At 65.6% G+C, this 14,794-nt stretch carries 13 protein-coding genes; 2 read left to right on the top strand and 11 right to left on the bottom strand.

Annotation, left to right across the window (positions count from 1 at the left end; genetic code table 11):
* Nucleotides 1-349: 349 nt before the first annotated feature.
* Both tyrS and LPN03_RS03910 read right to left on the bottom strand, forming a co-directional pair.
* Nucleotides 350-1,660 (bottom strand): tyrosine--tRNA ligase, encoded by a 1,311-nt coding sequence (gene tyrS / locus LPN03_RS03915; protein ID WP_165179933.1) that lies wholly within the window; start codon nucleotides 1,658-1,660, stop codon nucleotides 350-352.
* Between the two features lie 90 nt (nucleotides 1,661-1,750).
* A complete protein-coding gene (locus LPN03_RS03910) occupies nucleotides 1,751-3,991 on the bottom strand; it encodes a HelD family protein (protein ID WP_165179935.1) in 2,241 nt (746 codons plus the stop codon).
* A 439-nt stretch (nucleotides 3,992-4,430) separates the two neighbouring features.
* Between LPN03_RS03910 and LPN03_RS03905 the strand changes: the two genes are divergently transcribed.
* A complete protein-coding gene (locus LPN03_RS03905) occupies nucleotides 4,431-5,090 on the top strand; it encodes a GNAT family N-acetyltransferase (RefSeq protein WP_262453192.1) in 660 nt (219 codons plus the stop codon).
* Here LPN03_RS03905 and LPN03_RS03900 read toward each other — a convergent pair.
* Nucleotides 5,029-5,694, bottom strand: coding sequence for a DNA-3-methyladenine glycosylase (locus LPN03_RS03900; protein ID WP_165179939.1), 666 nt, complete (start codon nucleotides 5,692-5,694; stop codon nucleotides 5,029-5,031). The two genes, LPN03_RS03905 and LPN03_RS03900, sit on opposite strands and share 62 nt — an antisense overlap.
* A 76-nt stretch (nucleotides 5,695-5,770) precedes the next feature.
* A complete protein-coding gene (locus LPN03_RS03895; RefSeq protein WP_165179941.1) occupies nucleotides 5,771-6,409 on the bottom strand; it encodes an SRPBCC domain-containing protein in 639 nt (212 codons plus the stop codon).
* Between the two features lie 71 nt (nucleotides 6,410-6,480).
* Here LPN03_RS03895 and LPN03_RS03890 point away from each other — a divergent pair, with 71 nt between their 5' ends.
* Complete coding sequence (locus LPN03_RS03890; RefSeq protein ID WP_165179943.1) at nucleotides 6,481-7,356, top strand: DNA-3-methyladenine glycosylase family protein; 876 nt, start codon at nucleotides 6,481-6,483, stop codon at nucleotides 7,354-7,356.
* Between the two features lie 38 nt (nucleotides 7,357-7,394).
* On the opposite strand, the gene LPN03_RS03885 is transcribed toward LPN03_RS03890, so the two are convergent.
* From LPN03_RS03885 to argB, 7 genes are all read right to left on the bottom strand, one after another.
* Nucleotides 7,395-8,126 (bottom strand): maleylpyruvate isomerase family mycothiol-dependent enzyme, encoded by a 732-nt coding sequence (locus LPN03_RS03885; protein WP_165179945.1) that lies wholly within the window; start codon nucleotides 8,124-8,126, stop codon nucleotides 7,395-7,397.
* 195 nt (nucleotides 8,127-8,321) lie between these two features.
* On the bottom strand, nucleotides 8,322-9,737 hold the full coding sequence (gene argH / locus LPN03_RS03880) for an argininosuccinate lyase (RefSeq protein ID WP_165179947.1): 1,416 nt from the start codon (nucleotides 9,735-9,737) through the stop codon (nucleotides 8,322-8,324).
* 2 nt (nucleotides 9,738-9,739) lie between these two features.
* The gene (locus tag LPN03_RS03875; RefSeq protein WP_165179949.1) at nucleotides 9,740-10,945 is read right to left on the bottom strand and encodes an argininosuccinate synthase; all 1,206 of its coding nucleotides are present in this window, start codon (nucleotides 10,943-10,945) and stop codon (nucleotides 9,740-9,742) included.
* A gap of 92 nt (nucleotides 10,946-11,037) precedes the next feature.
* A complete protein-coding gene (locus tag LPN03_RS03870) occupies nucleotides 11,038-11,568 on the bottom strand; it encodes an arginine repressor (protein ID WP_165179951.1) in 531 nt (176 codons plus the stop codon).
* Nucleotides 11,569-11,570: 2 nt separating this feature from the next.
* Nucleotides 11,571-12,557 carry an ornithine carbamoyltransferase gene (gene argF, locus LPN03_RS03865; RefSeq protein ID WP_165179953.1) on the bottom strand — a complete coding sequence of 329 codons (987 nt, stop codon included), beginning with the start codon at nucleotides 12,555-12,557 and terminating at the stop codon, nucleotides 11,571-11,573.
* Complete coding sequence (locus LPN03_RS03860; RefSeq protein ID WP_165179955.1) at nucleotides 12,557-13,876, bottom strand: acetylornithine transaminase; 1,320 nt, start codon at nucleotides 13,874-13,876, stop codon at nucleotides 12,557-12,559. The genes argF and LPN03_RS03860 overlap by 1 nt, the downstream gene beginning before the upstream one ends.
* Nucleotides 13,873-14,772 carry an acetylglutamate kinase gene (argB, locus tag LPN03_RS03855; protein WP_165179957.1) on the bottom strand — a complete coding sequence of 300 codons (900 nt, stop codon included), beginning with the start codon at nucleotides 14,770-14,772 and terminating at the stop codon, nucleotides 13,873-13,875. Before argB ends, LPN03_RS03860 begins: the two co-directional genes overlap by 4 nt.
* Nucleotides 14,773-14,794 lie beyond the last annotated feature (22 nt).

Here is a 14,794-nt window from a genome sequence, read left to right as displayed (position 1 = left end):
TGCATTCGAGTAATTGCTAAATGTTTATTTCATTTAGTTTTCGTCGTTGCGATGTTCATACTTTATTTCATCGGAATTCACTTTGTCCAATCCACATTGTGTGTGGCTGGTCACTCGGCGAATTCCTCAAACCAATTATTCAAGTATTTACGGCCGAATCAATGGACGGCTATATGGACTTGGAATTGTTGGTTTGGCTTCCTGCAAATTGGGAGCGAATGCTTCGTTTCGAAGCGGCTCAACCTTGTGCAAGCAACAGATAAGACAATACACAGCTGCCCGCCCCCAATGCAAATCGGGGGCGGGCAGAACACGCGCGTTCACCGGGAACGGCCGGCATTGGGCGGTGTCAGGCAGTCAACTCCACCATCGCCAGGGTGCGCTTGCCGCGGCGGACCAACAGGTATTTGCCGTGAAGGGCGTCGCCGGCACCAAGAACGGCATCAAGATCGGCCACCTTGGTGTTGTTCACGTAGGCGCCGCCTTCCCCCACCGTGCGCCGTGCGTCGGAGTTGCTCTTGGAGAGTCCTGCAGCGACCAGCAGTTCAACAATGCCAACGCCGGAGGCCGGTGCCGAGGTGCGGGGCAGTTCCCTTGTTGCCGACTCCAGCGTGGCCTCATCCAATTCAGCGAGATCACCCTGGCCAAACAAGGCTCCGGAGGCCGCGATGACCTTCAATGTGGCATCCACGCCATGCACCAGCGACGTCACCTGGAACGCCAGAGTCCGCTGGCCTTCACGGGCCTGCGGCTTCTCGGCCACGGAAACAGCAATGGCCTCAATTTGCTCACGGGACAGGAAGGTGAACACCTTCAGGCGGTCCACCACGTCGTCGTCGGCCGTGTTCAGCCAGAACTGGTACATGTCGAAGGGGCTGCACATGGCGGCGTCGAGCCAGATGGCATTGCCTTCGCTCTTGCCGAACTTGGTGCCGTCGGAGTTGGTGATCAGCGGCGTCCCCAGGGCATGGACGGAGGCACCCTCGACCTTGCGGATCAGGTCGGTGCCGCTGGTCAGGTTGCCCCATTGGTCGGAGCCGCCCTGCTGCAGCACACAGCCGTACTGGCGGAAGAGCTCCAGGAAATCCATGCCCTGCAGGATCTGGTAGCTGAACTCGGCGTAGCTGATGCCCTCGTCCGAGTTCAGGCGCGAGGCCACAATGTCCTTCTTGATCATGGTCCCGACCCGAAAGTACTTTCCAATGTCGCGCAGGAAGTCGATGGCGCTCATGGGCGCCGTCCAGTCCAGGTTGTTGACCATGCGGGCGGCGTTGTCGCCTTCGAACGACAGGAAGCGCTGCACCTGGCCCTGAAGGTAGCCAACCCACTCCGAAACCGTCTCCTTGGAGTTCATGGTGCGCTCCGCCGTGGGGCGCGGGTCCCCCACCAGCCCGGTGGAGCCCCCCACCAGGCCCAGCGGCTTGTGGCCGGCCAACTGCATGCGGCGCATGGTCAGCAGCTGGACCAGGTTGCCCAGGTGCAGGCTGGGGGCGGTGGGGTCGAAGCCGCAGTAATAAGTGATTGGCTCGCCGGCCAGCAGCTCTTCCAGGGCTGCCTCGTCGGTGGAGACCTGCACCAGGCCCCGCCACTTGAGCTCCTGCCAGACATTGGCGAAGCTTGGATCGTTCTCGGGGGCGTGGAGTTCAGTTTGCAAAGACACACCACAAAATTACCAGCACGACGCCGTTTCCCCCGCTTTGCGTGCCCGTTGCGGTCCGCTGTGGCCCGGACAGCGGGCCAAGGGCAGCCCTCAGGCCTCGATTCCTTCGGGGAGTGGCTGGGAGGCGATGAGGCGCAGCCGCTGGGTGGGGCGGGTCATGGCAACGTAAAGGTCCCCCACCCGGCCGCCGGCCCCCGCCAGCAACGCGGCCGGTTCCACAATCACCACTCCGTCAAATTCGAGCCCCTTGGCCTCGTGCGGGTCCAGCACCACGATGTCCTGTTCCACGGAACCGGCGCCGTGGCCCACCCGGTGGCCGTACACGGCACGCAGTGCAGCGGCCGTTTCCGGGACCATGGCGGGAGGAGCAATCACGGCAACCAGTCCGCCGGCAACAGCGGTTGTTTCCTCCTCCATGACCTCCACCACCCGGCGCACCAGGGCGCCCGGTGCGACCTTGTCCACCAAAGGCTCCCATTCGCCGTCGCGCACTGCCTTGGGTGCCGAGACCACCTGGCCGGCCGCATTGGCCATGCGTACCGCCGCCTCCGCTATCTGGGTGGGGGTGCGGTAGTTGACGGTCAGTTCCTCAAGCGACCAGCGCTCCCCCATGAACGGGGCCAGCGCCTGGCGCCATGAAGAGGCGCCCGCGGCGGAGCTTGTCTGGGCGATGTCGCCCACAATGGTGAACGACTTGACGGGGCAGCGGCGGACCAGCAGGCGCCACTGCATCGGCGAGAGTTCCTGGGCCTCGTCAACCACCACGTGCCCGTACGCCCAGGTACGGTCGGTGAGGGCCCTTTCCGCATTGCTCAGGGACTCCCCCTCCACAATGTTGAAATCGGCGAGCTGTTCCGCCGTCAAAATCCCGTCGACGCCGGAGTCCTCCAACTGCTGGTTCATGTTGGAGATCGCCTTCTCCGCATTCGCAAGGTCACGGTTGCGCTGGGCTTCCCGGGCAGCCTCGGCCCGGCCTCCCGTGACGTCCATTTCGCCCAGCAGCTCCGCCGCTTCATCCAGGAGAGGGACGTCGGATTCGGTCCACGGAGCATCGGCGGGGCGCAGCAGCATGGCGCGCTCCGCATCGGTGAACTGCGGTGCCACCGCCGCCAGGATTTCCGGCTTGCTGAACATGTCGCTGACCAGCTTCTGGGCGCTCAGGGGCATCCAGCACAGATTTAGCATGACGCGGACATCACGCGAGCCGCGCACGTCGTCGGCCAGGTAGGACCTGTCGGCAGTGTTGCCCGCGCCGTTGGCCTCGATGTGCTCGCGAAGCTGTTCAGTCAGCTCCCGCAGCAGGATCTTCACGAACGTCACCCGGGCCTCGTTGTGGGGCTTGCCCGTGGCCCGGGCCTTCTCCCGGGCACGGCGCACCTGCCGGACCGTGAGCACCAGCCGGGTGCCTTCGACGTCGAGCCTGACATCCCCGCGCGGCAGGCGCTGGCGGTTGGCGACGGCGTTGGCCATCACCTGGGCCATGTCGATCCTGCCCTTGAGGCGGGCCGCCTCCGGTGATTCGACGGCCGTGGCGCTGATGCCGGGCAGGAGGTGCCCCACACTGGCCATCACGACGCCGGTCTCGCCGAGGGACGGCAGCACGCGCTCGATGTACTTCATGAAAGCGCTGGACGGCCCCACCAGGAGCACGCCGGCCGATTGGAGGCGTTCGCGGTGGGTGTACAGCAGGTAGGCGGCCCGGTGCAGCGCCACGGCGGTCTTGCCGGTGCCGGGGCCGCCCTGGACCACCAGCGCGCCGCTCAATGGCGAGCGGATGATGCGGTCCTGTTCGGCCTGAATTGTGCCGACGATGTCGCTCATGCGCCCGGTGCGCTTGGAATTGAGCGCGGCAAGGAGCGCCCCCTCCCCTTGGAGGTGTTCGCCGTCCACCAGCATGGTGTGGTCCAGGACGTCATCCTCGATGGACTTCACGGTGCGCCCTTGCAGGATCAGGTGGCGCCGGCGCCGGACGCCCAACCGTTCAAAGGCCGTGGCCTGGTAAAAGGTGCCGGCCTCCGGGGCCCGCCAGTCCACCATCAGCTGGCGGAGGTCATCCGTGGACAAGCCGATCCGGCCAATGTAGCGAAGCTCCCCGGAGTCCAGGTCCAGGCGGCCAAACGCCAGTTTGTCGTCCACGGCGTTCAGTTGCGCCAGGCGGTTCTCGTACAGCGAGGCAAAGGCGTCCCGCTCGGAACGGTTCTGGTGCGTGCCCATGGACTTGGTCCGGCGAACCTCCCCGAGTTGCTCGATTTTCTCAGCGCGAAGTTCATCCAGGCGGGCGTACAGGCCCTCAACGTAGGAACGTTCATTGGCCAGCTCGGCGTCATACATGCAAAGGCTCCTGTTACATAAGGCGAACCACCAAAAGGCGGACCGTCTATTCTATACCCGCCAGTCGGGCAAGGGGTCCGGGCACGCCACAAGGGACCAACCAAAAGTGCCCGTCCCGGCTTCCAGTGTGCCACCGGTGGCGGCTTCGCCATCCCGCATCCCGGCGCCGGGCGGCACGCGTGAATTGCCTTCCCCGCGCAGTGCCGTTCAGCCGGCAAGAACGGAGGTGAATTCTTTGAAAACAGTTCGTCCGGACGGGTGGCCGGGGAGGGCAGCCCCATACCGGCCATAAACCGCGGAAACTGGCGGAATTTCGAGGGTCGCGGAACGCCCCTGGACACGCCCTGGCGGGGTGCCCAAAGTGTCTTCCAGCCCTCCACGCCACCCACTGCCAAAAGTGGGGTTTTCCTTGGCCCAAAAAGGTGCTTATATATTCTCCGTGCAACACAACATTTCACTCCCCGGGCATGGTGTCCGGCTTGTGCCGCTGAGGCGTCGCCACGCGGCAGATCTGTTCCCCTACATCGATGCTGACATGTGGGCCGGCATGGCCTCGGAACAGCCGTCCTCCAAACGTGCCCTGGACCGCTTGTTCGCCTCACGCATCGCCGATCCGGCGATCATTGCCTTTGCCGTGATCGATGAGGAAACCGGCACAGTTGCCGGCACCACCAGCCTGTACGACTACGTGCCGGAGCAGTCTCGGGTGGAACTTGGCATGACATTTTTTGGCCGAAACTATTGGGGCCGCAACGTCAATGCCGCCTCGAAATTAGCGCTTTTGGGATTTGCCTTCGAGGAACTCCTGGTGCACCGGGTGACCCTGCGCTGCGACATGCGCAATTCACGCAGCGCAGCCGCCATCGTCAAGCTCGGCGCCACGTTTGAGGGCGTGCTGCGCGGCTACCGCCGCGGGCATGACGGGACCCGCGTGGACACCGGACTGTACTCCATCCTGGAGCACGAATGGCCCCAGTCCCGGTCCTCCCTGGTCCAGCGCCTCACCCCGGCAGACCTGCTGCCGGAGGTGACGGAGATTATTGAGTTTTCTGAACAGCTGGTGCGCGCCGACGCGGGGGGCGCACCACTCCCGGCTTGAACTTTGACACCGTGGGGTCCCCGCCAATCCAGAACCGCCAGGGGTACTCTTCGGTGCCACCCGCCCCGCTGATGCCAACCCGCGGGCCGGCCATGACCGCCGTCGCCGGCCTTTCAGGCAGGGTCACCGTCACTTCCCCGCCCAGCGCGGCGATGCCGTTGTGCTCGCGGCCGAAGCCCATCGCCTTGGCCAGCCTGGCCGGTCCTTGCGCCAGTTCGCTGTCGCGTTTGGCGGTGGGGCGGCGCAGGCGTGCCAAATCAAGCCCCTCCACGATCTCCCCCGCCCTCATGAGGCATCCGGACGACGTCCCTTCCGGCCGGCACACCAGGTTGGCACTGAAGTGCATGCCGTAGCTGAAATAGACGTACAGGTGGCCGGGCGGACCGAACATGACGGAATTGCGCTCGGTCTTCCCCCTGTAGGTGTGGGCGCCGGGATCCGGATCCTGTGAATCTTTGGGTCCCAGGTAGGCCTCCACCTCCGTCAGGCGTACGACGACGGGACCTTCCGGACTTTCATGCCTCACCAGTGCGCCCAGCAGGAATGGGGCCACTTCCGTGGCAGGACGCTGCAAAAGTTCCAATATGTCAATTGACGAGGCCATATTTCCACGTTAGCAGGACTGTCAGCTGCAACTTCGAGCCGGCGTTTTTTGTGCCGATGGGCCGGGACCACGGACCTCAGGACGCGCCGGAGCTGTCCGTTCCGGTGTAGAAGGCAGTGGTGCGGACAGCCGCGGCACGGGCACCGTCCGCCTCGGCACCATGGGCAATTGCCGCAGTGGCCCAGGCGTCGCTGCTGGCCTCAAAGAAAGATTGCATGGCATGGGTTGGCAGCGGGTTCGACGGGCCGGTGGGGATGCCCCGCAAGTACTGGTAAAGGCCCAGCAAGGTGGCATCCCACCCCACGCCAACGGCTCCCGGCCCGTAGGTGCCCATCAAGTCGGGATCAACCGTGGCCGTGTGCCGCAACTCCACCAGGGCATGGTCGGTATTGGTGGGCGTCACCGTGAAGACAAGCTCGGAGTCGGGGCCGGCACCCATAACCCACGAAACGCGGAAGCTCCGACCGGGATTGCATTCCAGCACTTCGCCCGAGGCGTTGCCCTCCAGTGAGTAGTGCCCGCCAATGGCGAGGTCCCCCGAAATGGGCAGGAACCACTCTTGAATGCGCCCGGGCTCGGTGCATGCAGCCCAGACGTCGTGCGCAGGTGAGGAGAGTTCCTGGTGGAGAACCACTGTGGTGGCCTCCTGATGGTTGAGTTGGGTTGTCGTGACCAGTCGGGTGGTGCTGAGAAGAATGTCCATGATGTCAGCCATGCAGCCAGACTAGGTGAGGGGTGGCGTTCGGGCAACCATCCGGCCGCGCGCACGCATGGCAGGATGATGACATGGCAGTTGCTTTGGAATTCCGTCCCCCCTTTGAGCCCGGCATCTTTGATTTTTTGTCAGCCCGCGCCGTGGCTGGTGTCGAGGAAGCAACGTCCACCAGCTATGCCCGGACATTGTCCCTCCCTGGCGGCCATGGGTGGTTCAAGCTGGTGTGGGACGGTTCGCGGTTGCTGCTCGAGCACGAGGTGGAGGATGTTGCGGACGTGCCGGCCCTGGTGTCGCGCGTGCGCCATTTGTTCAACCTGGACCATGATCCGGCCGCCGCTGACGCTGCCCTGGCGAAAGATCCCCTGCTTGCGGAGCGGATTGCCAAGCTGCCGGGCATCCGGCTGCCCGGTTGTGTTGACCCCGCGGAAATCCTGCTCCGGGCCATGGTGGGCCAGCAAATCACAGTGGCTGCTGCGACCACGGCACTGCGGCAGCTGGCAGTTCTCGGCACATCCAGCCGGCTCCCCCAGGGGACCCTGACCCGTTTCTTTCCGACGCCGGCACAGCTCGCCATGGGCGGGCGCCTCATACTGCGGGGGCCCCAGCGGCGGATCGACAGCATCCTTGCCGTTGCAGGCATGCTGGCCGGCGGCGGCTTGCGCATCGATGCCTCTGACACACCAGAAACGCTGGCCGAAAAACTGTTGCCGCTTCCGGGGATTGGCCCGTGGACGGTGGGCTACGTCAGCATGCGGGTGCTGGCCAACAGTGATGTGTTCCTGCCCACGGATGCCGCCGTGCGCAATGGCTATGGGGTTCTTCGGGGAGACACCTTGGCCCAGGCCCGCACCATCAAGTCACCTGTGTTGGCCAGGATGGCAGAACCACTGCGGCCTTGGCGCTCCTACGCCACCTTGCATTTCTGGCGGGTTTCCGGGGAGAAATAGGGGCACGGGCAATAACAGTCACAGGCCCCCAAGGGCGGCTACTTTGGTAGCGCCGACGGCCAGGGCAGCAGTGTGGGCAGTTCCACGGAGTCCGCCGCCGCCTCAGCGCGCAGGCTGCCCATGGTGGGTGTGCGCCCCGCAAGCCAGGCGGCCATGTCGGTCAACATGCCCTGGACGGAAACGGTGTTTTCGCCGACGCCCAGCGTCATGGGCTCAAGTCCCAGCGGCAGCAGCTTCAGGCGGGTGTCAGCGGGTACCCGGTCCGCGAGAAAGCTGATCAGGTACAGGCAAAATTCCTTGGACCAGGTTTCCGGGCCGCGGCCCACGTTGAGGTCGGCCAGGTGGATCACGAGTTCGCGCCACAGCGCCAGGCCGCCACCATAAATGTCACCGTCACGGTAGCTGATCGGCAGCTTCCACTGCTCGTCGGACAGCCCGGCCAGCACGGGAAGCACACGCTGCAGCCCGGCTTCGAGGTTGGCCTTGTGTTCGGCCGCAGAGTGGCCGGCCGCCATTTCAATGGCCTGCGTCCGCCCGCCCTGGCCGCCGTCGTAAAACTCAATGGTTTCCCCGCGCAGGGCGTATTCGGCTTGGCGGCCCACGGCACCGGCCACATTGCTCACATGTGCCAGGACGTGCCCGCGGGTCCAGCCGGGCAGTTCGGTGGCGGTGCGGATGTCGTCGTCGCCCATGGTGGCCACTTTCCGGCTCAGCGCGTCCGCCGCAGCACCGAGGCGGTCCATCAGCTGTTCAGTTGAAATCTCAGTCATGGCCCAAGCATAGCGGCCGAGGGGCCCGCTGCGGGGGCCCACAGCCGCGAGGGACCCGCGCCGAGCTTGCGAGGCGTGGGAGCGGCTGGGGACGTGCGAGCGGCGGGAGGGCGCTGTGCGATAGCGGCCGAGGGGACAAAAATGCCCCCACCCTGGGCGGGCGGGGGCATTTTCACCATTCAGGCACGACGCCGGTCAGCCGGCGAAGGCTCGCACCTCGCCCAGCTGCCCCTCAAGGGCGGCAAGTTGCTCCAGCACGGCAGAGGGAGCCGTACCGCCTTGGGCGTTGCGGCTGTTCAACGATCCGTTGGTGGTCAGGACGCTGCGCACCTCCGGCGTCAGGTGCTCTGATATGCCTGCATATTCCTCATCGCTGAGGTCCCACAGCTCCACGCCGCGGCCCTCGGCAACCTTGACGGCCGCGCCGGAGAGCTCGTGGGCGTCGCGGAACGGCACGCCCTGGCGGACCAGCCATTCGGCAATGTCCGTGGCCAGGGCAAAGCCCTGAGGTGCCAGTGACTCCATGCGGTCAGTGTTGAACACCAGCGTCGCGATCATGCCGGAAACAGCAGGGAGAAGCAGTTCCAGGGTGTCGGCGGCGTCAAAGACGGGCTCCTTGTCCTCCTGGAGATCCCTGTTGTACGCCAGCGGCAGGCCCTTCAGCGTAGCCAGCAACCCAGTCAGGTCGCCAATGAGGCGCCCGGCCTTGCCACGGGCCAGTTCAGCCACGTCGGGGTTCTTCTTCTGCGGCATGATCGATGAGCCTGTGGAGTAGGAATCATGGAGCTTGACGAAGGAAAACTCCTTCGTGGCCCACAGGATGACTTCTTCGGACACGCGGGACAAGTCCACTCCGATCATGGCGGACACCCAGGCGAACTCAGCGAAGACGTCACGGGAGGCCGTGCCGTCAATCGAGTTCCACACGGCCGAGTCAAAGCCCAGGTCTGCGGCCACGGCGTTGGGGTCCAGCCCCAGCGAGGAGCCTGCCAGGGCCCCGGAGCCGTAGGGCGAAACCGCTGCGCGCTTGTCCCAGTCCACCAGGCGCTGCACATCGCGCAGCAGTGCCCACGCGTGGGCCAGCAGGTGGTGGCTGAGCAGGACCGGCTGGGCATGTTGCAGGTGCGTCCGTCCCGGCATGGCCACGCCATGGTTCGCCTTGGCCTGCTCCACCAGCGCGTCAACCACGGAGAGCACCCCGCGGGCAACGATTCGGGCATGGTCACGGAGGTACATGCGTCCCAGTGTGGCGATCTGGTCGTTGCGCGAGCGGCCTGCGCGCAGCTTGCCGCCCAAGGCCGTGCCGGCGCGCTCAATCAGGCCGCGTTCCAGTGAGCCGTGCACATCCTCGTCGGTCTCGGCCGGGCCATAAGCACCCGACTTGACGTCCGCTTCCAGTGTCGTCAGCGCGGCCAGCATGCCCTTCAGTTCGCCGTCGTCGAGCAGTCCGGCCGAGTGGAGCACGCGGGCGTGCGCCTTTGACCCGGCAATGTCGTACAGCGCCAGGCGCCAGTCAAAGTGAGTGGACTTGCTCAGCGCGGCGAGGGCGTCTGCAGGCGCGCCCTGGAAGCGCCCGCCCCAGAGCGCGCCCTCGTTGGTACCGTGGGTCATGGTTAGCTGCCTGCGAGGCGCTGGTCGCGGGTGGAGGCCACCTTGGAGGACATGCCCCACAGCTCAATGAAGCCCTTGGCCTGGGACTGGTCGAACGTGTCGCCGGTGTCATAGGTGGCCAGGTCAAAGTCGTACAGCGAGGTCTCGGAGCGGCGGCCGTTCACGATGGCCGCACCGCCGTGGAGAGTCATCCGGATGTCGCCGGAAACGTACTTCTGGGTGTCTTCGATGAAGGCGTCCAGGGAGCGCTTGAGCGGGGAGAACCACTGGCCGTCATAGACCAGTTCAGACCAGCGCTGTCCCACGGTTGCCTTGAAGCGGGCCTGCTCGCGCTCGATGGTGATGTCCTCGAGGTGCTTGTGGGCGGTAATCAGCGCCATGGCCCCGGGGGCCTCGTAGATCTCGCGGCTCTTGATGCCAACCAGGCGGTCCTCGACGACGTCGATGCGGCCGACACCCTGGGCGCCCGCGCGGCGGTTCAGCTCCTGGATGGCCTGCAGGGGGGTCACGGCGTGGCCGTCGATGGCGACGGGGACCCCCTGCTTGAAGGAGATGATGACCTCGTCCGGAGCCGGCGGGAACTCCGGGGTGGCCGTGTAGTCGTAGATGTCCTTGGTGGGGGCGTTCCAGATGTCTTCAAGGTAGCCGGTTTCGACGGCACGGCCCCAGACGTTCTGGTCAATGGAGTACGGGTTCTTTTTGGTGGTCTCGATCGGCAGGCCCTTGTCCTCGGCGAAGGCGATGGCCTTGTCCCGGGTCAGGGCCAGGTCGCGAACGGGGGCGATGCACTTCAGGTCCGGGCCGAGGGTCTGGATGCCGACCTCAAAGCGGACCTGGTCGTTGCCCTTGCCCGTGCAGCCGTGGGCCACGGTGGTGGCGCCAAATTCGCGGGCGGCCTTCACCAGGTGCTTGACGATCACGGGGCGGGAGATGGCCGAAACCAGCGGGTAATGGCCCTGGTAGAGGGCGTTCGCCTTCAAGGTTGGCATGGCGTAGTCGTTGGCAAACTCGTCCCGGGCATCGGCCACGTAGGCTTCGACGGCGCCGCAGGCCAGCGCGCGCTGGCGGACATCCTCCAGCGATTCCCCGCCTTGTCCAACGTCAACCGCCACGGCAATGACCTCGGCGCCGGTAGCTTCACCGATCCAGCCGATGGCTACGGAAGTGTCAAGGCCACCGGAGTAGGCCAATACAATGCGGTCAGTCACGTTCTTTTCTCCTCATGTGCTGTTTCCCCCGGCCAATGCAGCACGGGTGGAAAGGGGTTTGTTAGCTCTAGGTTATGTGGTTTGAAAGGTGATTATCCGCCGGCGCCGGATTCGGCGGCAAACTGCAGGAAACGCTCGGCCACCGCCGCCCCGCCCAGGGAATCACGGGTAATGATCATGACCGTGTCGTCGCCGGCTAAGGTGCCCAGGATGCTGGGCATGACCGAATGGTCGATGGCCAAGGCCAGGAAGTTCGCAGCGCCGGGCGGGGTGCGCAACACCACGATGTTTCCGGACGCCTCCGCGGTGACCAGCAGTTCCCCGCACAGGCGCACCAGGCGGGTATCCAGCAGTTCCTGGGACGACACGGAGTGCACGCTGCGATCCCCGCCTTCCCGGGGCACGGCGTAGATGAGCCCGCCGTCTTCACCGCGGACGCGCACGGCCCGCAATTCCACCAGGTCCCGGGACAGTGTGGCCTGCCCCACCACCAGGCCGTCGTCGGCCAGCAGCGTGGCCAGCTCCGCCTGGGAGCGCACGGCACGGCTGGTCAACAGTGCCGTCACGCGTGCCTGCCGTGCCGTCTTGGTGGTGGGGATTGATGCCCCTGGATTCTTGGACATGGTCAGGCGCCGGCCGCCGTCGCCGAATTCCCGGCATTCCCGGCATTCCCGGCAGCAGACTTTTCCACGAGCCACACCATCAGCGCCTTTTGGGCGTGCAGCCGGTTCTCGGCTTCATCCCAGACCACGGACTGCGGCCCGTCGATGACGGAGGCGGAAATTTCGTAGCCCCGGTAGGCAGGCAGGCAGTGGAGCACCACGGCGTCCTTGTCCGCCTTGGCGAGGGCCTCGTCGTCGAGCGCGTAATTCCTGAAAAGCTCCAGGCGCTGCTCCTTTTCCTCCTCCTGGCCCATGGAAACCCAAGTGTCGGTGACCAGGACGTCGGCCCCCAGCACGGCGGCGTCGGCGTCGGTGGTGACGAGCACGGAACCCCCTGTGAGGGCGGCCCGGTCCTCGGCTGCGGCGACCACGGCGGCTGCGGGCAGATAGCCGTCCGGACCGGTGATGCGAACATGCATTCCCGCGGTGACGCCGGCCAGCAGGTAGGAGTTGGCCATGTTGTTGGCGCTGTCCCCCATGTAGGTCATGGTCAGCCCGGCCAGTTCCCCCTTGTGCTCCTGAATGGTCAGCAGGTCGGCCAGCAGCTGGCAGGGGTGGTAGTCGTCGGAAAGCGCGTTGATGACGGGCACGCTGGAGTTGGCGGCCATCTCCTCGAGCCCTGCCTGCCCGTAGGTGCGCCACACGATGGTGGAAACCATGCGCTCGAGCACCTTGGCGGTGTCTGAGACTGATTCCTTGTGGCCGATCTGTGCCTCGCCCGGATTGATGACCAGTGCGTTTCCGCCCAGGTCCGCGATGCCGGTGGCAAACGATACGCGCGTGCGGGTGGAGGTCTTGTCAAAAATGACGGCCACGGTTTTCCGCCCGGCCCCCTCGCCTGCAAAGGTGCTTTTCGAGTAGGGGGACTTCTTCAGCTCCGCCGCCAGGGCCAGGACTTCGGCTTGTTCGGCGGGGCTCAGGTCCGTGTCAACGAGGAAGTGGCGGGTCATCAGGATGCTCCTTCAGCAACGTGGGCCGCGATGGCGGTTGTGATCAGGGCCGGCAGTGCCGCCAGAAATGAGTTGGCGTGGTCGGCACTCAGGTTCAGCGGTGGTGCGAGGCGGATGGTGCTGGGGCCGGGGGCGTTGACAATGAACCCCGCCTCCAGTCCTGCAGCCACCACGCCGTGGGCCACCGGCTCGGCCAGGTCGAAGCCCACCAGCAGGCCGTGGGCGCGGACCTCCGTGACGCCGCCGGTCTTGGCAAGGCCTTCGGCCAGCAGCTGGCTGATGGCGCGGACGTTGGCCAGCACGCCCTGGGACTCCAGCACGTGCAAGGTGGCGAGGGCCGCGGCAGTGGCCACGGGGTTCCCGCCAAAGGTGGTGCCGTGCTGGCCGGCGTGGAGCAGTTGGGACGGCGCCTCGCCGAAGGTGACCATGGCCCCGATGGGGAAGCCGCCGCCAAGGCCCTTCGCCAGGGTCATCGCGTCAGGGGTGATGCCGGCGGCAATGCCCGCAAACCAGGCGCCGGTGCGGCCAATGCCCGTCTGGACCTCGTCGACGATCAGCAGGGCACCAGCTCGGGTGGTGAGCTCGCGGGCAGCCTGGAGGTACTCGGCAGACAGCGGACGTACACCGGCCTCGCCTTGAATGGGCTCAAGGACCAGTGCCGCAACTGTCTCATCCATGGCGTCCCGCAGCGCATCGATGTCATTGAACGCGATGTGGCGCACTCCGGCGGGCATCGGTTCAAAGGGTTCACGGTAGGCCTGCTTGGCAGTGAGCGCCAGGGCCCCCATGCTGCGACCGTGGAAGGCGCCTTCAAGGGCCAGGATGGTGCCGCGGACCGGCCCTCCCGCGGGGCTGTTGGCCTTGCCGTGGCGCCGGGCCAACTTGAAGGCTGCCTCGTTTGCCTCGGTGCCGGAATTGGCAAAGAACACCCGGGAGCCCAAGGGTGCATGGCTTAGTTCCAGCAGCTTTTCCGCCAGCGCGATCTGGGTGGGGCTGGTGAAGAAATTGGAAACGTGGCCCAAAGTGGCGAGCTGGCTGGAAATGACGGAGGTGACGAAGGGGTGCGCATGCCCCAGCGCGTTGACGGCGATCCCGCCGAGGAGGTCAAGGTACTCCTTGCCGTCGGCGTCCCACACCAGGGATCCCGCGCCGCGCACCAACACCCGTTGCGGGCTGCCGAACACGCCCATGAGTGATTCGCTGTAGCGGGCCAGCCACTGGGCGCTGGTGCCTGTTCCCGTGACCGCGGCGGCGTTCGCCCCGCTCAGCTCGGCGGAGCCCGCCTTGGCAGGCATGGCTTCCGGGGATGTGGTGTTCATGAGTGGTCCTCTTCGTCAGGATAAATTTGGGTGCCGTTGCCGTCCACGGTCATCAGCTCCAGGAGCATGGAGTGTGCACTTCGCCCGTCCACGACGGCGGCACGCGAGACGCCGCCGTCGACCGCGGCCAGGCACGCACCCATCTTGGGGATCATGCCGGACTCAAGCTGCGGCAGCATCTCGCGCAGTTCGTTGGCGCTCAGGGAAGAAAGCAGGGATGACTTGTCCGGCCAGTTCGCGTAGAGGCCCTCGACGTCGGTCAGGATGACCAGGCGCGACGCCTCCAGTGCCACGGCCAGGGCTGCGGCGGCCGTGTCCGCGTTGACGTTCAGAACGGTGGATGCGTCCCCCACCTCGGGTGCCACCGTGGAGATGACGGGGATCCGGCCGGCTTCGAGCAGGTCCAGGATGGCCCCTGGATTCACGCCGACCACCTCGCCCACCAGGCCCAGGTCCACGGGCAGCCCGTCCACCACGGTTCCCGTTCGCTCCGCCTGCAGGAGTGCCCCGTCCTCGCCCGACAGGCCAACGGCGTATGCTCCGTGGGAGTTGATCAGGCCCACCAGCTCACGGCCAACCTGGCCCGTAAGCACCATGCGGACCACATCCATGGCTTCCGGGGTGGTCACCCGCAGCCCGCCCTTGAACTCACTCTTGATGTCCAGGCGCTGGAGCATGGCGTTGATCTGCGGCCCGCCGCCGTGCACCACCACCGGCTTGATGCCGACATGGTGCATGAACACGATGTCTTCGGCAAAGGCCCGCCGCAGCTCGTCATTGATCATGGCGTTGCCGCCGTACTTCACCACCACCACGGTGTTGGCAAATTGCTGGATCCACGGCAGCGCCTCAATCAGCGACGCTGCCTTGACCTGCGCGGTTTCCACCGAATTCATCTTCTGTTCCTAACTTGTGCAA

The organism is Arthrobacter sp. A2-55 (genome assembly GCF_025548615.1).
GTDB classification, from domain to species: Bacteria; Actinomycetota; Actinomycetes; order Actinomycetales; family Micrococcaceae; genus Specibacter; species Specibacter silviterrae.
Note: the sequence above shows the minus strand (reverse complement) of the source record. Positions and strands in the feature narration are given on the sequence as shown.